This window comes from Clostridium sp. MF28 (assembly GCF_002969175.1).
Classification (GTDB): Bacteria; Bacillota; Clostridia; order Clostridiales; family Clostridiaceae; genus Clostridium; species Clostridium beijerinckii.
Window position 1 is genome coordinate 5,831,288 of the sequence record NZ_CP014331.1, and the last position, 22,764, is coordinate 5,854,051.

Consider the following 22,764-nt stretch of genomic DNA (forward strand, 5'->3'; position numbering starts at 1 on the left):
ACGATGAATTTTGAAACAGTAATAGGACTTGAAATACATGCAGAATTAAAATCGAAGACAAAAATTTTCTGCTCTTGTTCAACTAAATTTGGAGCAGAACCTAATGCTAATACATGTCCAATATGCACAGGGGTTCCTGGAACGCTTCCAGTGCTTAATGAAGAAGTTGTAAATTTAGCAATAAAAGCAGGAACTGCACTAGGATGTACAATAAATAAATATAACAAAATGGATAGAAAAAATTATTTTTATCCCGATCTTCCTAAAAATTATCAAACTTCACAATTTGATTTACCAATCTGTTCAGGTGGGCTTGTAGAATTTGAACATGAAGGAAAGCAAGTAAAAGTTAGATTAAATAGAATTCACATAGAAGAAGATGCTGGAAAGCTAGTTCACGTAGAAGGAGAACCAATTTCTTTAGTAGACTATAACAGAGTTGGTGTTCCTCTAGCAGAAATAGTTACAGAACCAGATATGAGAAGTGTTAGTGAAGCTGTAGCGTTTATGAAAAAGCTCAAATCAATTTTAGAATATGGTGAAATTTCTGATTGTCGTATGGAACAAGGGTCATTAAGATGCGATGCTAATATTTCATTAAGACCAGTAGGGCAAAAAGAATATGGAACTAAGGTAGAGCTTAAAAATATTAACTCATTTAGAGAACTTCAAAAAGCTTTAGAAAAAGAAGAAAGAAGACAAAGAGAACTTTACACTTATGGAGAAGGTCATAAGGTAGTTCAAGAAACTAGAAGATGGGATGCTGCAAAAGGTAAAACAATCTCTATGAGATCTAAAGAAGAAGCAGATGACTATAGATATGTTGTAGAACCAGATTTACCACCAATCATAATCTATGATGAACAAATTGAAACAATAACTAAATCTTTACCTGAAATGCCAGATGAAAAGAAAGAAAGATTTTTAACTTCATATGAACTTACAGAAAAAGAAGTTGATATTTTAATAGGTGATAAAGGACTTGCTACTTTCTTTGAAAAAGTTGTAGAATTAGGTGCTAAGCCTAAAATTGCTTCTAACTGGATATTAGGTGATATTTTAAGAATATTAAATGATAGAAAAATGGAATCTGAAGATATGCCTCTTGAAGCTGAAAACTTTGCAAAGCTTCTTAAGGTAGTTGAAGAAGGTAAAATTAGCAATAATGTAGGAAGAGAAGTTCTTGATGAAATCTTTGATGAAAACAAAGATCCAATGAAGATGATTGAAGAAAAAGGGCTTATGCAAATCAGTTCGTCTGATGAACTTGAAAAAATAGTTGATGAAGTAATTGCAAATAACCCTCAATCAGTAGAAGACTTTAAAGCAGGAAAGACACAAAGTGCTGGATTCTTAATGGGTCAAGTAATGAAATTGTCAAAAGGTAAAGCGAACCCAAAAGTTGCTAAAGAACTTGTTGACAAAAAACTTAGTGAGATTTAAAAATTAAATTGAAATGGAGAGCATGCATTATATATGCAAAAGCTCTCCTTTTTATTTTACCTAATTCATGAATTAAATAATTGTGCATTTTGCCTTGTTTTATTGGAATAAATATTTACAAAAAATAATATTATATATTAACTTATATGTTAAATACTCAAGCTCCATTATATTTTAATAAAGGGAGGAAATTATGGGGAATATCATAAACAAATTTGAAAATGAAACTAAGACAAGGGTAAACGTGATAGATCTTGAGAATTTAGGGAAATCTCAATTGCAAAAAGTAGTTATTAAAGATGGAATTTTTGAAGAAACAGATTTTTTAAAAAGTGACAACTATATTAGTTTTCCAACAGAAATGCTGTGCTCATCTACAAAAAGCAATTTTATTAATGTTTATTTATGCTTGAAAAATGAACTTAGCATGGTTGAAAAACTTAAAGATGAGATTATAAAATCACTATATGAGGCGTATCTAATTCTTGATAAAGATAATTGTGTAGAAAACGATAATTTTAGTGAAGAAGGTTTTAAGAAAGCTTTTTATAATTCTTTAAACAATCAAATTAATAATGTTTCCTTAATTAAATTTTATGAAGTTAATAGTATACAAAATGTATTTAAAGATATTAATTTTAATGAATTGCTTATTGAATTAAGGAAAATAAATTCTTCTGATGACTTTGATAATTTTGAAGAGAAAGATGAGCATATATGGAAGAGTTATTTTGGAGATTTCAAAGATGAGTTTCATAAACATTATAGCAAATGGTTGAAAATGATTTCAAAATACTATGAATGTAATGAAGAGGGGCATGAATATGCAAATGAAGCTCAAGATTATATTAATAAGTTTTTAAATAGAGATTTCCGAAATTTGTGTAATGTCATTTACGGAATAAATACTTCTTGTGATCTTATGGTTGAAAGAGCATATATTAAGCTTCCTGCTAGCAAAGCGAGATACTTAGGAATAATATTTATTGATTGCCCTAAAGGTGAAAATATAGCAAAAACAATAGAAAATCGTGTTGGCGAGGATTATAAAGAATTATTTATGGTTATATCTAAATGTAGTAATAATTTAGAACATCTTTTGGAATTGAAAGAAAATATAAATGATACTACATTAAAGAAGAGAATATTTTATGTCTTAAACGAGTTTGAATCATATAAAAATCATTTATTTGAAAACGACTTATTAGATTCCAATTCCAGAGAAGATTTAATAGATACATTGAAATATGCTACAGCTAAAAAATTAGGGATCAAAGAAGATAAAGTTATTGTAACAGAACAATTTAAAGATATAAACAAAAGAACATTAGATAAATTGGACACACACAATGATTTTGTGCAATTATTAAGACTAATTAGAAAAGAAAGTGAAAGATTAGGCAATCCTATAAAGATAAAATCATCAAATAAGGACGGACTAATTAGTATTTCTTTGAATCAAGAGAGAATGATAGTGCAAGCTCTTATGGGAATGCTTTATGAAAGATATAATGGATATCTAGTCGATCAGTGGAAGAGAATCATTGGTGATGAAAATGAAAAAATCGATAGGAAGTGCAAAAATTATACTTACAGTGAGATTCATACGATAATAAGAAATCGCAAAGATAATTATAAAGAATATAAAGTTACAAAATGTTTAACTACAAAAAAAGATAATAAACCAATTGATTTTAGTATGAGGAGTGGCGATTATACTGATAGCAAAAGAATATTAAAAATGATGGTTGATTATGGTTATCAAACAGTTGGATTTCATCCTAATGAGAATAAAATTTTAGTAAGTGTTAATGGCGAAATCTCTAAAGAAGATAAAGAAAAATTAATAAAATCTATTAAAGGAAGGCTTGAAGAAAACGCTATAAATTATTTTGAAAGTGCATTTCTAGCAAATATATCAAGAAAAAAATTTAATACAAATAATTTATACAAGGCCTTGGAAATTGAAACAAATATAACTATGGATGATTTTTATAGTGCGTTTAGAGAGATGTTCAAAAAAATTAGTGATAATATAGTTAGATATGAAGTTCGACTTCAATGAAAGATAGAAATGCAGATAAATGCTAGGTAATATATATTGCAAAAATAATTCTTCATTATAAGTCTAAAAATATTACAAGAATTTTATCTGTAATTGTGAATTGTGAAATGTGAAATGTGCATTGTGCATTGCAGAATATATATTAAATTGGTTTGATAAATTTTAATTTTATTTAGCGATTAGGTTATATATTATATATGAAAACTTCAGTATTATGAAATCATCTAAAACTGAAGTTTTTTTATTCTTTAGGAAATTATAATTCAATTAAATCTGTGTATAACTTTATAATAGTATGTTTTACTAGGGTTAATTATTATAAAAGAATAAAAAATAAATCATATTCGCCTGCCAAATTTTTCTCACATGCGTTCGAAAAGGCAGATGCGTGAAAAAAATCTACACATATGAAAAGAGTGCGAAGCACAATACGGAACTTAACCACAGTCGCCTGCGATTTTTTTATTTACACTTAAAATTATAATTAATTTATGTAGACTATATTTTTGCTATATTGCATAATTTAAAATAATATGAATTTGGTAAATGAATACAACAATGCATATTATTAGTTTGACAAAATATGTAAATCATATATAATTATGATATAAAGGTTTAAGGGGATGATAACGTGATAAAAAACTGTTGGAAAAAAGCCGTAGCTTTATCAATGATCGCCACATCAATAATGCTATTGAACCCAGTAGGGGCAAACGCATCATGGAAGCAAGATAATATTGGATGGTGGTATAGTGAAGGAAATCTATGGGCTACTGGTTGGAGAAAAGTTGATGGAAATTGGTATTATTTCTATCAAAATGGATATATGGCTAAAGATACGCAAATAAATGGTTATAGAATATATTCAAATGGAGTTGCAGCAAGCAATCCTAGCGGAAAATATGAAGATTCAAATTCTTATAAATGGAAAATTGAAAATGGAGAAAACAAGAATATATCTAATAATTACTATTATATAGAGAATGATAAAGTTATTGGTAAAATGATAAATAAAAATAACTATTTGTACTATACAGAAAATGGACAGAATTTTACTGGATGGAAGCAATTGGGTAGTACCAAAGGTTTTAACTGGTATTACATGGAGAACGGAAAACGCTGTTTAGGATGGAAAAGCATTAATGGAAATTGGTTCTACTTTTCTAATTTTGATGGAGAATCAGATACTGATGTCGAAAATCTAAGAGGGAAAATGGTTAATACTTCTATTTTGGATGCAGGCAAGAGTTATCAATTTGATGATTATGGAGCTTTACAAAGTACAGTTACAAGATGATAATAACATTTTATGTATTGGTGATATTGAGTATTTCTAAGTGCTTAAATAATATTGTTCAGTACAAAAAAAAAGAATGACTTAGTTAGGGAAATAAGTCATTCTTTTATTATTATTTAAGGGGATAAATAATAATGCTTTAACTACTTTACAAGTTTAATTGTATATTATTAATGTTACATGATTGTGTCAAATTTATTAACTTAATATAAACAAAATAAATATTTAAATTTTTAGCACTGATATGCAGACACCCAACTCTAAAATTAAATTTATGTGGTAACTTCCGAAATCATAAATATTTTGTTCCAAAAAGCTATGAAAATATATTTATGATTTCTAGTGAAGATATGGATTCAAAGTTTTAGCAACTTGGTGAATATGTTCATCTAATAAGTCTAATTATTAAATTGTTTATCTATACAAAAAAGTAGACCGCTTACTATAAAGAAAAGAAGAACTAAAAAATAAAGTTTAATAGTTATTAAAAATATTTATATAGGAATAAAGTTGGATTGATAGATTTTTGTTGCGTTAGTTTTCTGAATTTATTCAAAAAATGATTATAAAAAAGAACGACTTATCAAGGAAATAAGCCGCTCTAAAATTAGAGAGTATTGAAGTAAATTCGTACAATTAAAGTATAAAATGCATGGAGTTTTTTATCAAAATAAATCGTATTACAATCAATGACATGAAAATACTATATATCCTATGTTGAATTCTAAAACGACATGAAAAAATAAATTTATACCGGGATATTGTAGAAAAAGATAAAAATACACATAAAAAAGTAATATAAAAATAAGTGAAGATATTGTTGAAAGATAGTAAAATAAGGATGGGTATAAAATTAATGATTATGAGAGGGATGAGTAATCATCAAAAAAGGGCTAAGATCCTCATTCTTAGGCCTTTTTTTGATATTTAACAATGTGCTTGTCCAGATTTTGAGAAATACGGATAACTATTTTATTTCTAGGAGAAAGAATACAAAGCATATTATTTAGGAGACATTTTCTTAAACGTATATTATATCTTAACTTAAATAATTCAAATCTATTCATGATAGTACCTCTTTTTACTAATTTATACACATAAAATAAATTATAATCTACATAAAATAAATTTTCAAAAAAAATCATACTACAAATAATGTCAAAATATTGTATAAATATACATGCTGTTTTATTCAGATAAAATGAGTAGTTTAATTTAGTTAGATGATATATAAAGAGATATTAAATTACTGGAAAATATAAAATTGTATATTAATATGCATATTATTTAAAATAGTTAGGAACCAAAAAACTTAGTTTATTTACTTTGTATCTCAAACTAAATATAAGTTCGAATGTAACTAGAACTAGTTATAAAACTATAAAGATTATTATTTAAAACTTATGAAGGATATTTTTATGACCTTGATAGATATATAGATATAATTTAAAAAATATTAGCATTGAAAAATTGATGAAACAGATGTTAAAATGTATAGATGAATTAAAAAAGAAAGTATTCACTTGTGAGGAAATAATTCGAATTAAAAATCACTAAAAGATATATAGTAATTTATTGGAGGTAATTATCATGAACATTCATGAAATTTTGTTTGGTTCAAGACCAAAATCTATTTTGAAAATAATAAAAGAAGGGGATTTGGAGGAACTTAAAAATTTTATAACAAATGGCGGAGATATTAATGAAAAATATAATGATACTAGCCTGCTTCATTTTGCTATAGATAATTGTGAGAAAAATTACTTTGACATAATACAATTTCTAGTAAACAATGGTGCTGATATAAATAGTAATCAAAGTTATTTGAAAGAACTACCATTACATAGAATCTGTGCGAGAGTAAGTCCTAAGATGGACGTAATTAAATTACTGTTAGAGAAGGGATCTAAAGTAAATACTGAAAATATATCAGGAAAAACTCCTATCTTTTATTGTAACTTTAATTATTCGGTAGAGCTTTTAAATCTTCTTATAAAATATGGTGCAGATATTAAACATAGAGATAAGTATAGCAATACTCTTTTGCATGATGACTATTTAACTTGTCGTGATACTGATAAGTTTGAAGAATACTTAAACGAAATAGTTTCTCTTGGACTAGATATAAACTCAAAGAATAATTTAGGTCACACACCGCTATATCTTTGTAAAAATAAATCTATTGAAAATATATTGATGGAGCATGGAGCAAAGAGAAGTGTATAATTAAGTGCTTAGATACTATAGAGTAGTTAAACTTAGTTATATAATTTTAGAATCTTTTTTATGATAATATTACTACCGAGTATAATTTATAATTGTGGTTAACATATTACTGCAAAATAAAATTATGATTAAGGAGGTAGATTCAAATGTCATTAAATAATAGCGGAGTGCATAAAAATTCACTATCCAAAAAAAGAACTGACTCAAATACGGTAAAGTCAGATGTTGGTGCAGAAATTGGTTTTCCTAATAACAAAGATAAAGGTAGAGGGAAAACAGATGGAATAGTTGGAAAGAATTGAAATTTAAAATAGTTTTAATTCTTAGATTGAAATAATAATTTAGAATATAAGAAAAAATAAGGAATCCCTTTGCAGTAATAGTTTTTATAGCAAAGGGATTCTTTTATTAGTTTCTTATTAGATAGTCAAATGCACCTAAGGCAGCTGTTGCTCCTGATCCCATGGAAATAATTATTTGCTTGTATGGGGTATTAGTGCAATCTCCTGCAGCAAATACTCCTGGTACATTAGTAGCACCATGGTTATCAATTATAATTTCGCCTGACTTATTACGATCGACTGTTTCTCCTAACCAATCAGTATTTGGCACAAGTCCAATTTGGACAAATACACCATCTAATTCAACATGCTTAATTTCTCCTGTGTCACGTTCAATATAGGTAATTCCATTTACCTTATCAGTTCCAGTAATTTCTTTAGTCTGAACATTTTTTAAGACGGTTATATTATTCAAACTGTAAAGACGATCTTGCAAAACTGAATCTGCTTTAAGTTCTGGCATAAATTCAAAAACAGTTACGTGACTAGCAACTCCAGCAAGGTCAATGGCAGCTTCGATGCCTGAATTACCTCCACCGATGACTGCAACATGTTTCCCTTTAAATAAAGGGCCATCACAGTGAGGACAATATGTCACACCTTTATTCTTAAACTCTTCTTCTCCAGGAACACCGACATTCCTCCAGCGGGCACCTGTCGAAATTATTACCGTTTTACTCTTTAAACGTGCACCATTTTCTAGTTCAATCTCAATAAGGTCTTTTTTTTCTATAGTCTTAGCACGTTGTAAGTTTACTATATCAACGTTATAGTCTTTGACATGCTCTTCAAGGCTTGCTGCAAGTTTAGGGCCTTCTGTATATTTAATACTTATAAAGTTTTCAATACCTATAGTATCTAATACTTGACCACCAAAACGTTCAACGATAATTCCAGTACGAATGCCTTTACGAGCTGCATAAATAGCAGCACTTGCACCTGCAGGACCGCCGCCAACAACAAGCACATCGTATGGATCTTTATCTGCAAAATTTTCTGAAACTGGGGCTTCTCCGATTTTTGCAAGAATTTCTTCGACAGTCATGCGGCCACTTGCAAAGAATTCTCCATTTAAATAAACTGATGGTACTGCAAGTATATTTTTACTTTCTATCTCTTCTTTAAAAACGGCACCATCAATCATTGTATGAGTCACCTTTGGATTAAGGATGCTAATTAAATTTAGAGATTGAACAACTTCTGGGCAGTTATGACAGCTTAAACTAATATAAGTTTCAAAATGGTATTCTCCCTTAATGTTCTTAATTGAATCAATTGTTTTCTGATCAATTTTTGGGGCTCTTCCGCTAACTTGTAGAAGAGCTAGTACTAATGAATTAAATTCATGTCCTAAAGGGATTCCTGCAAAAGCTACACCAGTTTCTTCATCAGTACGATTTATGCTAAAGCTAGGAGTTCTTAATAATTTTGATTTTTCAGCTTTTATTTTTGGAGACATAGAAACTAGTTCATCTACGAGAGAAACCATAGTGTTGGATATATCATCGGAATCAGCACTGACTTTTATAAGTACAGTGCCTTCCATAAGCTCAAGATATTGAGCTAATTGTTGTTTTATATCTTTATCTAGTATCATAGGCGTACCTCTTAGATCTTTCCTACAAGATCAAGGCTTGGTTTAAGTGTTGATGCGCCTTCTTTCCATTTTGCGGGGCAAACTTCGCTAGGATTATTTCTAACATATTGAGCAGCTTTAATTTTATTTACTATTACAGCTGCATCACGACCGATATTGCCAGCATTAATTTCAATTGCTTGAATAACACCATCTGGATCTATGATAAAAGTACCACGATCTGAAAGACCATCAGATTCAATCAATACATCAAAGTTGCGAGATAATGTATGTGAAGGATCACCAATCATAGTATAAGTTATTTTTTTGATGGCTTCTGAACTATCGTGCCATGCTTTATGTGTGTAGTGTGTATCTGTTGAAACTGAATATACTTCAGCACCAAGCCCCTTTAAAGTTTCATAATTATCTTGTAAATCTTCTAATTCAGTAGGGCATACGAATGTGAAATCTGCTGGATAAAAACAAACTACACTCCATTTACCTTTGAAATTTTCTTCAGTGATATCTATAAATTCACCGTTTTTGTAAGCTGATGCTTTAAATTGTTTTACTTCTGTTCCTATTAATGACATAATATATTACCTCCTAAAATTCATTTTTATATTTAAACTATATTTATATTTTATTAAATATTATTATTTAATAATGATAATGATTATCATTTAAGATAATTATAAATCTAAATTATAATTTGTCAATACCATTATGTAAAAATTCTTTTAGTAATATTTTTACTTGAGTTTTCTAAAATTTAAAGGTGTTTTTCCATATGTTTTCTTAAACATTTTAGCAAAATTAGCAGAGTAATTGTATCCAACCTTATATGCTATCTCCTCGATACTTAAATCTGTTGTTGATAAAAGATTTGCAGCAATAATCATTCTAATATGATTTGTATATTCACCAATCGACATATGATAATATTTTGAAAATCCTGCCTTTAATTTTTGCTCATTTAAAAAGACCATCTTACTTAAGCTATTTATATTTGGAGGATTATGATAATTTTTAGATAAAATATCATGAGCTTTTTGAATAGCACGAATATCAAAAGAGGTTAATCTTACTATTCTATTATTACCAATATTAATGTTTCCATAGTCAATCTGATTAGTAAAAGCATTCTCAGGAGATTTATTGACCTCGTTTATTAAAATAGCAATACATTCTAATATTTTACTTTCCAAGTAAATACTATTTAATAAGTTTTTATTAGCTAAGCTTTGTAGTTGACGGATAATTTCTGTAATTTCTAGAGGCAGATAGATATATGTATAATTTCTAATAAAAGAATCAAAATCGATCGCATTAGAAAAATTAGGTTTTATAATTTCGGTGAAATATTTTTCATGTATAGTTATTTCAGTTCCATGATAATGCTGACCTTTTGCCCATTTTTGTTTTCCTTTTAAATCTTTTTCTACAACAAAGAATGAAGAAGGCGTAAAAGAGGATACAGGATTATTTTCAAGCTGAAATTCTGTTACTCCCTTATAAACTAATCCAAAACGCATTAGTAGCTCAGGGTTAGAAAAGGATAAGAAAAAGTCTTTAGGAATAGTATAATCCGCAATACCTAAACTATAATATCCATCCCTTGAATAAATAATGCAATGACCAAATTCGGGTCTATCCTTATTTGTATATAAAGTATAATTTTCATTTTCAATTTTACTAAAATTCAATTTTTTTAAGACTGCGGCTTTAAACTCATCACTAGATTTTACAATCATAAAATGCTCCTTTAATTTTTATATTATTAGACATATGATATAGATACTCAAAACAAGAAAATGATTAGTTAAGATGTAAAACTAATTAAATTAGATGTGAATATTGCATTGAGAATGAATATCATCTACAATTGCTTTGGTTAAGAATAAATTCTAAACTAATTATAAAATGTTGTAAAGTATATTTTAGAAAAGTTAGAAGTCGGAGGGAATTATGAAAAGAAGAACAAATAAAATTAAATCAGTTTTAGCTTTAGCAGCAATTGTGTCAGTGACGGGTTCAATGCGAGTTAAGGCAGAGACTTATCCTAGAATACCATCAGAAGAAGGAACTATTTATGAAGCAGCGGCTTATAAAGACGGTAAGTTTTATATTAAGGGAGAGACAAAAGAGGCTGAAAATGAAGGGGCATATTATTTAAATGGAGATAAGTATACTGAAATTAATGATATAGATATTGAAAGAGAAGTTTATAGAACATACTTAGATAAATATATTGAGATGAACTATGGAGATTACTATTTGGACATGTCAAATGGTGAGTTGTCGGAAAACAGCTTAATAGAGGATGATGTAGATAATGCATACTTGGCGTTATCAAGAAAGATAAGAAAAAACACTAAAGGAAGATATTCAGAGACTAGTTTGAAAAACGATTTAGTTGAAATCCCTAATACCAAATTCGGAAAAAGCTGGTATTTTACTAATTATGATGGTTATAATATTTACACAGATTCAGAAGGAAATTATATAGATGCGGATTACAATTTAGGTAAAATTAAGATTGCAACGACATCGAGCAATATTATTACATTAACAAATACAATTGATAAAAAAGAAGGAACCAGAGCATACGTTTCAGAGTCAAATGTAATCGGACAAGATGCAGATTATATATATAGAACTGCAAAGGTTACTATTGAAAGTGATGAAATAATAAGTAAAATAGATGGGATTGATGTAAATGCTGGAAATGCATTTGATACAAGTGAAAATGATGGTAAAACAGTAAGTTTTCTAGCTATACAAAAGATTTCAAAAGAGCAGGCTGAAGATAAGATAGATGGTGCTAACTATGCTAAAAATACAGTTACATATATACTTTCTGGTACAGATGGAACATCTGTAAGTCTACTTGATGGGGCCCAAATAAGTGTGGCAGGAGGATATATAGTTGAGTATATAAAAGATTCAGGAACAATAACAATTCAAACTATTTCATTATATGAAGAGCGAGGAAATCAAAATTATGTATATGCTTATAATATTGCGGCAGAAGAAATAAAAAATATAGATATCGATACGAATGGAAACCTATGGAAGGTTGAAAATGGAATTGTATATAAATTTGATAATTACAGTGAATGGGATAAGATTTATAAGGTAGATGGATCTATGGATAATTTATCGGTTTATGATGAAAATCATATGATAATTTGGAGTGAAGATGTTGATGTTTACTCAATAAAATCAGAGGATACAGAAGAGATAAAGGTAGAAGGATATGGGCCAGAAGAGATTTTAGCAAAAAAATTAGGATGGATAATGAATACAGATGGAAGCTGGAGTTATAATAAGCCAGAGTATATTAAAGCTACTGGATGGCTTTACGACGAGAATAAATGGTATTATTTAAATTCTTTTGGAATAATGCAGACAGGATGGATTAATGAAAATAGCAAATGGTACCATTTAAGCGAAAACGGAGCGATGAAAACTGGATGGCTAAATGAGAGTGGAAAATGGTATTATTTAAATACATCAGGAGAAATGCTTTATGATACTACGGTTGATGGATATAAACTGGGGATTAATGGGGATTTGATTCAATAATTTTTAATATGTTTCAGGCTTAAGTGATTGATATTATAAAGTTATTTAATTCATATATAAGCCAAAAATAATCAATTAAGGTGCAAAAATAATTAAATCTGGTGCAAATATTGAAATGAGAATGAATGTCATATACAATTGTTTTTGTCGGAAATAATAAAGCGGAACTTAATTCAGATAGAATATGATCTATGTATAAATTTAAGTTGGATTTTCATAGTAGCTAGATAGTGGAAAAAATATAAATTATGAAAGGAAGATACAAAATGAAGAAAATTTCAGTGGCTAAGAAACTTTTAGCAGTTTGCTTAACGTCAATGATATTTGTTGGGTGTACAAATACAAGCAATTCTACAGTAAAAGAGGAGAATAAAACTGTTAAAGTAACTGATGTTAAAGGAGAAATTGAAATTCCAGCAAATCCTCAAAGAATAGTTGATTTAAGTGGTAAGAGTGATGTTTTATCAATTTTGGGATATAAAGTAATAGGAACAGCTAATAGTGATGCTTATAATTATAAAAAATTACCTACATATTTAGAAGATACATTAAAGGATGCAACAATAGTAGGTTATAGCATGCAGGACACTATGGACATTGAAGCAATAATGAATTTAAATCCTGACTTAATAATAATTTCAACAGTACAGGAAAAAATGTATAATCAGTTAAAAGAAATTGCACCAACAGTTATGATTAAATCAGAAGCATTAAATTGGAAGGAAGATGTTAAGAATTTAGCAAAAGTTTTTGATAAAGAAGATATAGCAAATGATTGGATAGAAAATTATGATAAAAAAGCAAAAGAAGCAGGAGATAAGATTAAGGAAACTCAGGGAAAAGATGCAACTTATTTATCCTTCTTAGCTAGCGGTGGTCAATTCTATGTATTTGATGGAGCTGGATTTGGAAATGTATTATATGAAGATATGGGTTTAAATAAACCAGAAGGTATGCCAGAGCAGACTGATATAAGCTTACCAGTTGTAACATATGAAGGACTTGCAGCAATAAAAGCAGATAATATATTCGTTCTTGCAACTGATGAAGACTCAAAAACTCTTGAAGGAAATGCAATATGGAATGGACTTCCAGCAGTAAAGAATGGCAAGGTTGTTAAATTACCATCCTCACCTTATTTTAATCAAGGCTATAGTCCAATAGGAAGAGAAAAACTTTTAGATGAAATAGTGGAGAAGTTAAATGAAAAGAAATAATAAAAATGCAATAACTTTTACAGTTTGTAGTATTTTTATTCTGATAGTGGGTCTAATCCTAGGCGTAAGCCTAGGAGCTACCCAGATTGGAATTTCTGAAATATGGCATAGTATTTTTAACTATAGTGAACAGCTTGAACTTGTACTTATTAGAGATGTACGTATTCCTAGAGTTCTATGTGTATTATTTACAGGAGGGATTTTGGGTGTAACAGGAGCCATGATTCAGGGAGTAACAAGAAATCCAATAGCAGAACCATCGCTTCTTGGTGTAAGCCAGGGAGCTACTTTGGTTATTGCAATATTTTATGCTATGGGAATTTCAATAAATACTACAAATGTTATGATAGCAGCCTTAATTGGTTCTATATTTAGTGGAATTATAGTAATAGGTTTTATATCAAGAAAAGCAAATAATAGTTCAATTACAAAAATACTTTTAGCAGGAACTGCTATGAGTACCTTTTTTATTTCTCTTACAACTATTGTAGGGTTATTATCAAACCAATCCCAGCTTCTTGCTTTTTGGGTAGCTGGAGGTTTTAGAAATGCAACCTGGTTAGACTTTAAATTAGTTTCAGTGATTGCAACCATAGGTTTAATAATTGCACTTTTACTTTCAAAAAAGATAAATATATTAAGTCTTGGAGATGATGTTGCAATAAGCCTTGGGCAAAATCCTGAGAAAATAAGATTAATAACTTTACTTGTTATGATACCAATGTGTGCAGGTGCAGTTGCTGTTGGTAAAAATATTGGTTTTGTAGGACTTATTGTACCTCAGATTGTAAGAAAAATTTTAGGAGAAGATTATAGGATAAACATACCTTGTTCTTTTTTACTTGGAGCAGTTCTTTTAACTTATGCTGATATTGCTGCAAGAATGTTTTTAAATCCTTATGAAACCCCAATTGGAATATTCACAGCCTTAATAGGAGTTCCATTCTTTATAGCTGTAGCAAGAAAGGAGAAAGGCTGATATGAAAAAGAAAAGTTTTAAAATGACAGTTTCAATATTAGCAGCCTTGCTGTTTATATCTTTAATATTATATTTGAGCTGGGGTACTTATAAAATATCACCTTTAGATATTATAAATACGCTCCTTGGAGGCGGAACTAAACTACAGAAGGCAGCACTTTTAAACACCAGGCTTCCAAGACTTTTAGTTGGAATTTCAGTAGGCATAGCCTTATCTACAGCTGGAGCGCTCCTTCAGACAATAACAAAAAATGAATTAGCTGATTCAGGGATAATAGGTATTAATGCTGGAGCAGCAGTGGCAGCAGTTATTTTTATTTCTTTAAAAACTGAGGATTATTATAGTGAGCTTGGTGCTTTATCTATTTATGTGCTGCCTTTTATGGCTATTTTAGGTGCAGGAATTTCAGCAATTATACTCTACTTTTTATCAAGCAGAGATAGAGTAAGGCCAAAGAGACTGCTTCTTATAGGACTTGGAACAAATGCAGGATTAAGTGCTTTTATAACTTTTTTCACTTTTAGAGGTGGAGCTGGTGATTATAACAGAGTGCTAATCTGGACCTCTGGAAGTCTCTGGGGTTCAGGCTGGGATTATGCAAAAATAATAATTCCATTAGTTATTATAATGTTTACTCTAGTAATCATGAATTATAAGAAATTAGATGTTCTTAATTTATCAGATGAACATGGAGTCTGTCTTGGATTAAATTTAAATAAGGAGAGAAAAAAATTCTTAACTATTGCCGTTATTCTTGCTGGAGCAGCTACAGCCTTTGCCGGCAATATTGGATTTATAGGCTTAATATGTCCTCATATAGCGAGAAGGTTAGTTGGACCTTATCATAAAAATTTTCTTGTAATATCTGCAATTATAAGTGCAGTAATAATCTTACTTGCAGATGCGGTTTCAAGAAATTTATTTTCTCCAATTGAAATACCTGTTGGGATTACAATTTCAATTTTTGGAGTGCCATATTTTATTTACTTAATGATGAAGGAGAATTAGATGGAAGCGATTAGTGTAAAAAATTTATCCGTAGCCTATGAAGATAATTTAATAATAGATAATATGAACCTTTCGATTCCAAAGGGAGAAATAAGTATAATCATAGGAGCCAATGGATGTGGAAAATCAACTCTGCTTAAGACTATAGGTAGAATAATAAAACCAAAGAACGGTGAAATTTTTGTAAATGAAAAAAATATAAAAAAACAAAAGGAAAAAGAAATAGCAACTCAGATTGCCTTCTTGCCTCAGGGGCCAACATGTCCAAGTGGAATTACTGTTAAAGAATTAGTTTCCTACGGAAGATTTCCACATCAAAAGATGATTGGAGGCCTAAACAGCCATGATAAAGAAATCATAGAATGGGCAATAGAAGAGACAGGTCTTAAGGAGTTTGCGGACAGGGAAATAGATAATCTATCTGGAGGTCAGAGGCAGAGAGCATGGATTGCAATGACCTTGGCTCAGGAAACAGATATAATCATGTTAGATGAGCCTACAACTTATTTAGATATGTCTTACCAACTTGAAGTATTAGAGGTATTAGAGAGATTAAATAAAAAGAATAATATCACTGTTGTAATAGTTCTTCATGAATTAAATAATGCCTGCAGATTTGCAAGTAATATCATTGGACTAAAGCAGGGGAAAATCATATGCAAGGGTATTCCTAGGGAAGTAATAACACAAGAAAACTTAAGAAAAATCTACGGAATAGATGTTAAATTACAATTAAGTGAAAATGGTGAGTATCCAATCTGCGTAGAATATGAACTTAGGCACATGAAAGAAAATAATAAACCAAAGATGTGCTGAATATTTCGTGTCAGACAAGGAAGTAGATTAGCCTAATAGCCAAGCCCCATTGGGGCAATCTGCTGACGCAGTATGACGCGAAATAGGCAAGCATATTGGTCTATTATTTTTTTGATTGTGCCGTGAAAGAGGATAACATGAGAAATAAGAACTTTATTATAATTGTTATTGGTCAGATAATATCTCTATTTGGAAATGCAATTCAGAGATTTTGTATGTCTTTATATATTTTAAATTTAACAGGAAGTGCTGGAGTTTTTTCAACCATATTAGCAATATCAACTATTCCATATGTTTTATTTGCACCAATTGCAGGCTTCCTTGCGGATACAGTAAACAGGAAAAAAATAATGGTTTATCTTGATTTTGTAAGTAGTGTATTAATGGGCGCCTATGGAATAATACTTATGAGTGGAAGAGATAATACCATAATAGTAGGTATTGTAATGTTTATGTTAAGTGTTATTTATACTTTATACAGTCCAGCCGTTACAGCCTCTATTCCTCAAATTATAGAAAAGGAAAAATTACCTTCAGCTAATGGAATAATTCAGCAGGTTGGATATGTAGTTAATTTGCTTGGACCAGTACTTGGAGGGATTTTATATAGTTTTATTGGAATAAAGCTGGTTGTAATAATAAATGCTATAAGCTTTTTAATATGCGCAATCTTAGAGTTATTTTTAAATATTCCTGATTTGGAAATAAGGGAGAAATTTAAAAATCCTATCTTAAAATCAATAAAGGAAATGAAAAAGAGTTTTATATATTTAAAGGAAAGAAAGACAATCGTCTTAGGAATCATAGTTTCTTATGCTCTGACTAATATTTTTGTGGTGCCGATTTTAAGTGTTGTGACTCCATATTTTATTAATATACAAATGAGTCTGCCTTCCAGTATGTATGGTTTTATAGAAGCTATATTTGTTGCAGGCATGATAATAGGAGGCATGGCAATAACCTTTAGGCCTAAATTATTTAGTGTGAAAAAATTACATAAGACCATGTATCCTATGGTAATTGCTCTAATAATTATGGGAATAGCTGTATACTTAAATGCTGAAAATAAATTCTTTATTTTAGGGCTTTATTCATTTGGAGGTTTTGGAATAATGTTATCTTTGGCTTTATCTAATATTATATCTTTAAACTATATTCAACAGGAAGTAAGGGGAGATATGCTTGGAAAGGTCAGTGCTTTTTCTACAGCAGTAGCTACAGTAAGCGTGCCCCTGGACAACTGATTTTTGGACAATTAATAGATTTTAATTTTAGCCTTTTTAGCATCGTTATTCTGAGTACTATTTCTAGCGTTGGAGTAGTGTATTTTATAAAATGGAATGTAAGAAAAGCTTAAAAATAAATAACTAATCTTTAACGTATATTGATGTAAGTAAATTAAATTATAGAGTATAGTTAGAGAATATTTAACAATGATTGAGACGTTATAAATATTAATTAAAAGCTGGGGCGCTCTTATATAAGAAAGCCTCAGCTTTATTTATTTCATATTCTAATGAGATAATCAAGTAGACTAAAAAATTATATTGTGTGATTAGTAAAGTTACCACTGAATTATTGGGATAACTGATGAACTTTATAAAGCTGTTTTTGAATAATCAGCGAGTTTGCTGTTGTTTTAAACTTTTTTAAAAAGTAATCAAGTCCGATATTAAAAATTTACGTATTTTCGAACAGGTCTAAAAAATTCTTTCCAGATGATGAAAGGTACCCTGTTTTTGACCATATTATAGCTATCTGAGTTGTTAATATGTCACTATCAATTTCTTTGTAAATTATACTTGAAGAACCTATTAATTTTATTGCAGATTTTGGTACTATGGCGATTCCAAGTCCAGAATTCGCCCAAAGCAGGGAAGTTCGTGCATCATCATTTTTGCAAAATACAGTTGGCTGAAAATTAAAATCTTGGCATACTTTAAATATGAGACTTTCAAATCGTCTATAGAATATCAAGGGTTTATTATTTAATTCAGTAATGTTTATGATTTCACTATCAGTCCAGTTTAAGTCTTTTCTCATAGCTGCAACCATAGGCTCTTTTGGTAAAAAAATTGAGTTTATTCCCGAATTGTTAAATGGAGTTCTTACAATAGCGATTTCAATTATACCTTTATCCAATAACTCTAATAATTCATAGGTATTCCCTTCATGAATTTCAAAATTTATGAAAGGGTATTTTTCGTGAAATATATTTAACCTGCTATCTAAAAGTGACGCTCCAGATGAAGATACAGTGCCTATGGATAAGGTCCCGTGATTTCCTTGTTTAAAATCTTTTAATTCATTTTCAGTAGATTTTGTTAAAGATAATATCTGCTTAGCGCGCTTATAAAGTATAACTCCAGCATCGGTAAGTTTTATATTTCGACTTCCTCGTTCAACAAGTTTAACGCCGAGTTCATCTTCTAAGTTTTTCAACTGATAGCTTAAAGGGGGTTGAGCCATATGAAGTCTTTTGGCTGCATTTGTTATTTGACCTTCTTCTGCGATTGCATAGAAATATTTTAATTGTTTAATATCCATTTTTTATCCACCTTCTGATATACAAAAAATATATGGCATCGATACATATTATGTATTTTTTATATAGATATGTTTTTGTTATAATGATAAAGGAAATTTTGAAAATGTTCAATAAGACATTACAGATAGGGGGATAAATCTTGAACTATTTATTAAAATTCGTAAAACCGTATAAAAGGCAAGTTACATTAGGTCCTATATTTAAGTTGCTTGAAGCTGTCTTTGAAATATCAATACCAACAATAATGATATTTATAACAGATAAAGGAATAGGAACAAAAAACATAAACTATATATTTGAAATAGGATTAATAATGCTTTCTATGGCAATTTTAGGTGTGTTATCATCTTTTACATGTCAGTATTTTGCATCTATTGCTTCACAAGGGTTTGGGACGGCTCTTAGAAATGAGATGTTCAAAAAGATAGGAACTTTTTCATATAATGAGATTGATGATTTTGGGACGCCATCTCTTATTAATCGTGTTACAAATGATGTGAATCAGCTTCAATTTGGCCTTGCAATGCTTATAAGACTTGCTATAAGGGTGCCGTTTCTTTGCATCGGCGGAATCATAATGGCTATGTATCTTGACGTGAAATTGTCGCTTATAATGTATTTATCAATTCCATTCTTTGCTTTTGCAATATATCTTATTATGAATAAATCTCTTCCTCTATATAAGGTGGTTCAAAGAAAACTTGATAAGTTGTCGCTTATTTTAAGAGAAAATCTATCTGGAGTAAGAGTTATAAGAGCATTTTCAAGAGTAGAAGGTGAAAAAGTAAGATTTAGAGAATCGAATGAGGAACTTGCAAGCACTGCAATTAAGGTAGGAAAAATATCTGCGCTTATGAATCCAGTTACAAGTGTAATAATGAATTTTGCACTTATGGCAGTAATTTGGTTTGGCGGAATAAGAGTAAATGTAGGTGGAATGACAACAGGACAGGTTATAGCTTATATAAATTATATAAACATGGTATTATCGGCGCTCATAGTACTTGCTAGCCTTATAGTTACTTTTACTAAAGCAGCAGCTAGTGCAGCTCGTGTAAATGAGGTACTTAGAACAGAACCAAGTATTAAGTACAGTGGAAATTCTGAGTTTAGTAAAAATATTAATAAAGATATTCCAATAATTAAATTTGATAATGTATCTTTTTCTTATAAAGGATCTAAGGAAGATGCAATAAGTAATATTTCTTTTGAAATAAAAAGAGGACAAATGGTTGGGATAATAGGTGGTACAGGTTCAGGAAAAACTACTTTAGTTAATTTAATACCTAGACTATATGATACAAGCAAAGGAAATGTTTTGCTAAATGGAATTAATGTTAAAGATTATTATAAAAAAGAAATTGATAACAATATAGGACTAGTTCCTCAAAAAGCCGTTTTATTTACCGGAACTGTATCAGAAAATATAAGATGGGGCTCTCAAAATGCAAGCATGGGTGAAGTTAAGAAGGCAGCTGAAATTGGAATGGCAGCAGATTTTATAGAAAAAATGCCTGAAAAATATGACACATATATATCCCAAGGCGGAGTTAATTTCTCTGGTGGTCAAAAGCAAAGACTTACTATAGCAAGAGCCTTAGTAAAGAAACCTGAAATATTAATAATGGATGACAGCTTAAGTGCTCTTGATTATGCTACAGATGCTGCACTTAGAAAAGCTCTTAAAGAAAATTCCAGTGATACAACTGTAATTATGGTAACTCAAAGAATAAGCACTGTAAAGGATGCTGATTTAATAATTGTATTAGATGACGGAAAACTTGCGGGAGTTGGAAACCATGAACAATTGCTTAAAGAGTCCGAGGTTTATAGAGAAATATGTAGCTCTCAAATTACAAAGGAGGCTATGTAAATGAAAAAAAGTACATTTTCTAGATTAATTAGTTATGTTTCAAAATATAAAGGATATATGTTTGCATCTCTGATATTTGCGCTAATAAGTAATATACTTATAGCATTTATGCCGTTAATAGTGGGAAGGTCTATTGATCATATAGTTGCTAAAGGTGAAGTTGATTTTGATGGATTAATTAAGACAATTATAATACTAGGAGTAATATATGTAATAAGTGCACTATTTACGTGGCTATTTACTATAGTAGCTAATACTGTAGCATATAACACAGTAAAAGATCTTAGAAATGAAGCCTTAAATAAGATAAGCTCTCTGCCTTTAAAATACTTTGATAAAAATCCTCATGGAGATATTATAAGCAGACTTACAAATGATATGGATAATGTTTCAGATGGGTTATTTCAAGGAATAACACAATTTTATCCAGGAATCATAACTATAATAAGTTCAATTGTTTTGATGGTAAGTTTAAGTTTTAAATTAACGTTGGTTATAGTTTTAATGACACCTTTTTGTTTTCTTATTGCTTCTTTCATTACAAAGAGATCAAATAAAATGTTTAAAGAGCAGCAAAAGACTTTAGGTGAATTAAATGGTTATATAGAAGAAATCGTGGGAAGCCAAAAAGTAGTAAGACTTTTTGGATATGAAGAAAGAGCACAAGAGAACTTTTCGGGAATTAATTCAAGGCTTTACAAGTGCGGACAGCTTGCACAGTTTTATTCATCGCTTACTAATCCAGCCACAAGATTTGTAAATAATATTACATATATTTTAGTTGGCCTTGTTGGAGGAATACTTTCGGTTTTAAGCGGGTTAAGTGTTGGTGTTATTTCAAGTTTCTTAACCTATTCAACACAGTTTTCGCAACCAATAAACAATATTACTAGTGTAGCTACTCAGCTTCAAGCAGCTCTTGCATCTTGTGAAAGAATATTTTCTATTATAGATGAGGAGCCAGAAAAAGCAGATTCTAAAGAAGCTGAAAATATAGAGAGCTGTGATGGAAATGTTGAGTTTGATAATGTATCATTTTCTTATAATAAGAAAGTTCCACTTATAGAAAATTTCAGCGTTAATATAAAAAAAGGAAGCACAATAGCTATTGTAGGACCAACTGGTGCTGGCAAAACCACTATAGTTAACTTACTTATGAGGTTCTATGATTTAGAGAAAGGTAGGATTACTATAGATGGTAAGAGTATAAATGACCTTACAAGAAATAATCTTAGAAGGCAATTTGGTATGGTGCTTCAAGATACATGGCTATTTGAAGGAACCATAAGGCAAAATATTGCTTATGGTAAACCAAATGCTACTTTAGAAGAAGTTGAAAATGCAGCTAAAGCTGCCTTTATTCATAGTTTTATAAAAAGACTTCCTGATGGTTACGATACGATTATAACTGAATCTGGAGGAAATCTTTCTGAAGGTCAAAAGCAGCTTTTGACTATAGCCAGAGTAATGCTAATTGATCCGCCAATGCTCATATTAGATGAAGCAACAAGTAATGTAGATACAAGAACTGAGCTAAAAATACAAAATGCATTTCTTTCAATGATGAAAGGACGTACAAGCTTTGTTATAGCTCATAGACTTTCTACTATCCGTGATGCAGATATAATCCTTGTTATGAAGAATGGTAAAATTGCTGAAAGAGGGAATCATGAGGAACTTGTAAATAAAGGTGGAATTTATACAGAACTTTATAACAGTCAGTTTAAGCATCAGCTGTAAAAAGATGTTTATATATTTAAAAAAATTTATATGTTAGTATAAA

18 protein-coding genes are annotated in these 22,764 nt (G+C 29.8%); 13 read left to right on the forward strand and 5 right to left on the reverse strand.

What is annotated here, in order from left to right:
- Window positions 1-3 precede the first annotated feature (3 nt).
- The 3 genes from gatB (at window position 4) to AXY43_RS25760 (ending at window position 4,805) form a co-directional block, all read left to right on the forward strand.
- Window positions 4-1,443, forward strand: a complete 1,440-nt coding sequence (gene gatB, locus AXY43_RS25750; protein WP_017212623.1) for an Asp-tRNA(Asn)/Glu-tRNA(Gln) amidotransferase subunit GatB — start codon at window positions 4-6, stop codon at window positions 1,441-1,443.
- Between the two features lie 193 nt (window positions 1,444-1,636).
- Window positions 1,637-3,508, forward strand: coding sequence for a hypothetical protein (locus tag AXY43_RS25755; RefSeq protein WP_039771955.1), 1,872 nt, complete (start codon window positions 1,637-1,639; stop codon window positions 3,506-3,508).
- 631 nt (window positions 3,509-4,139) lie between these two features.
- Window positions 4,140-4,805: a hypothetical protein gene (locus tag AXY43_RS25760; RefSeq protein ID WP_023975891.1), complete on the forward strand. Its 666-nt coding sequence runs from the start codon at window positions 4,140-4,142 to the stop codon at window positions 4,803-4,805.
- Between the two features lie 908 nt (window positions 4,806-5,713).
- On the opposite strand, the gene AXY43_RS28785 is transcribed toward AXY43_RS25760, so the two are convergent.
- A complete protein-coding gene (locus AXY43_RS28785) occupies window positions 5,714-5,950 on the reverse strand; it encodes a Spo0E family sporulation regulatory protein-aspartic acid phosphatase (protein WP_373866472.1) in 237 nt (78 codons plus the stop codon).
- Between the two features lie 445 nt (window positions 5,951-6,395).
- Here AXY43_RS28785 and AXY43_RS25770 point away from each other — a divergent pair, with 445 nt between their 5' ends.
- Complete coding sequence (locus AXY43_RS25770; RefSeq protein ID WP_023975889.1) at window positions 6,396-7,031, forward strand: ankyrin repeat domain-containing protein; 636 nt, start codon at window positions 6,396-6,398, stop codon at window positions 7,029-7,031.
- 146 nt (window positions 7,032-7,177) lie between these two features.
- Entirely contained in the window at window positions 7,178-7,333 is a 156-nt protein-coding gene (locus tag AXY43_RS28255; protein ID WP_023975888.1) for a hypothetical protein, read from the forward strand.
- Window positions 7,334-7,439: 106 nt separating this feature from the next.
- Here AXY43_RS28255 and ahpF read toward each other — a convergent pair whose 3' ends face one another.
- The 3 genes from ahpF to AXY43_RS25785 form a co-directional block, all read right to left on the reverse strand.
- Complete coding sequence (gene ahpF, locus AXY43_RS25775) at window positions 7,440-8,969, reverse strand: alkyl hydroperoxide reductase subunit F (protein ID WP_105412386.1); 1,530 nt, start codon at window positions 8,967-8,969, stop codon at window positions 7,440-7,442.
- A gap of 11 nt (window positions 8,970-8,980) precedes the next feature.
- On the reverse strand, window positions 8,981-9,544 hold the full coding sequence (gene ahpC / locus AXY43_RS25780; protein WP_105412387.1) for an alkyl hydroperoxide reductase subunit C: 564 nt from the start codon (window positions 9,542-9,544) through the stop codon (window positions 8,981-8,983).
- 159 nt (window positions 9,545-9,703) lie between these two features.
- Window positions 9,704-10,705, reverse strand: coding sequence for a helix-turn-helix domain-containing protein (locus AXY43_RS25785; protein WP_105412388.1), 1,002 nt, complete (start codon window positions 10,703-10,705; stop codon window positions 9,704-9,706).
- 214 nt (window positions 10,706-10,919) lie between these two features.
- Here AXY43_RS25785 and AXY43_RS25790 point away from each other — a divergent pair, with 214 nt between their 5' ends.
- The 6 genes from AXY43_RS25790 to AXY43_RS25815 all read left to right on the forward strand — a co-directional run bounded on the left by AXY43_RS25790 (window position 10,920) and on the right by AXY43_RS25815 (window position 17,804).
- A complete protein-coding gene (locus tag AXY43_RS25790; RefSeq protein WP_105412389.1) occupies window positions 10,920-12,539 on the forward strand; it encodes an N-acetylmuramoyl-L-alanine amidase family protein in 1,620 nt (539 codons plus the stop codon).
- Between the two features lie 266 nt (window positions 12,540-12,805).
- Entirely contained in the window at window positions 12,806-13,756 is a 951-nt protein-coding gene (locus AXY43_RS25795) for an ABC transporter substrate-binding protein (protein WP_039771967.1), read from the forward strand.
- Window positions 13,743-14,735 carry a FecCD family ABC transporter permease gene (locus AXY43_RS25800; RefSeq protein ID WP_105412390.1) on the forward strand — a complete coding sequence of 331 codons (993 nt, stop codon included), beginning with the start codon at window positions 13,743-13,745 and terminating at the stop codon, window positions 14,733-14,735. Before AXY43_RS25795 ends, AXY43_RS25800 begins: the two co-directional genes overlap by 14 nt.
- A gap of 1 nt (window position 14,736) precedes the next feature.
- Window positions 14,737-15,744 (forward strand): FecCD family ABC transporter permease, encoded by a 1,008-nt coding sequence (locus AXY43_RS25805; RefSeq protein WP_105412391.1) that lies wholly within the window; start codon window positions 14,737-14,739, stop codon window positions 15,742-15,744.
- A complete protein-coding gene (locus AXY43_RS25810; protein WP_105412392.1) occupies window positions 15,745-16,560 on the forward strand; it encodes an ABC transporter ATP-binding protein in 816 nt (271 codons plus the stop codon).
- A 137-nt stretch (window positions 16,561-16,697) separates the two neighbouring features.
- Entirely contained in the window at window positions 16,698-17,804 is a 1,107-nt protein-coding gene (locus tag AXY43_RS25815) for an MFS transporter (RefSeq protein ID WP_347501371.1), read from the forward strand.
- 436 nt (window positions 17,805-18,240) lie between these two features.
- Here AXY43_RS25815 and AXY43_RS25820 read toward each other — a convergent pair whose 3' ends face one another.
- Entirely contained in the window at window positions 18,241-19,107 is an 867-nt protein-coding gene (locus AXY43_RS25820) for a LysR family transcriptional regulator (protein ID WP_023975879.1), read from the reverse strand.
- A 140-nt stretch (window positions 19,108-19,247) separates the two neighbouring features.
- Here AXY43_RS25820 and AXY43_RS25825 point away from each other — a divergent pair, with 140 nt between their 5' ends.
- Both AXY43_RS25825 and AXY43_RS25830 read left to right on the forward strand, forming a co-directional pair.
- Window positions 19,248-20,981 carry an ABC transporter ATP-binding protein gene (locus AXY43_RS25825; RefSeq protein ID WP_105412393.1) on the forward strand — a complete coding sequence of 578 codons (1,734 nt, stop codon included), beginning with the start codon at window positions 19,248-19,250 and terminating at the stop codon, window positions 20,979-20,981.
- A complete protein-coding gene (locus tag AXY43_RS25830; protein WP_105412394.1) occupies window positions 20,982-22,721 on the forward strand; it encodes an ABC transporter ATP-binding protein in 1,740 nt (579 codons plus the stop codon).
- Window positions 22,722-22,764 lie beyond the last annotated feature (43 nt).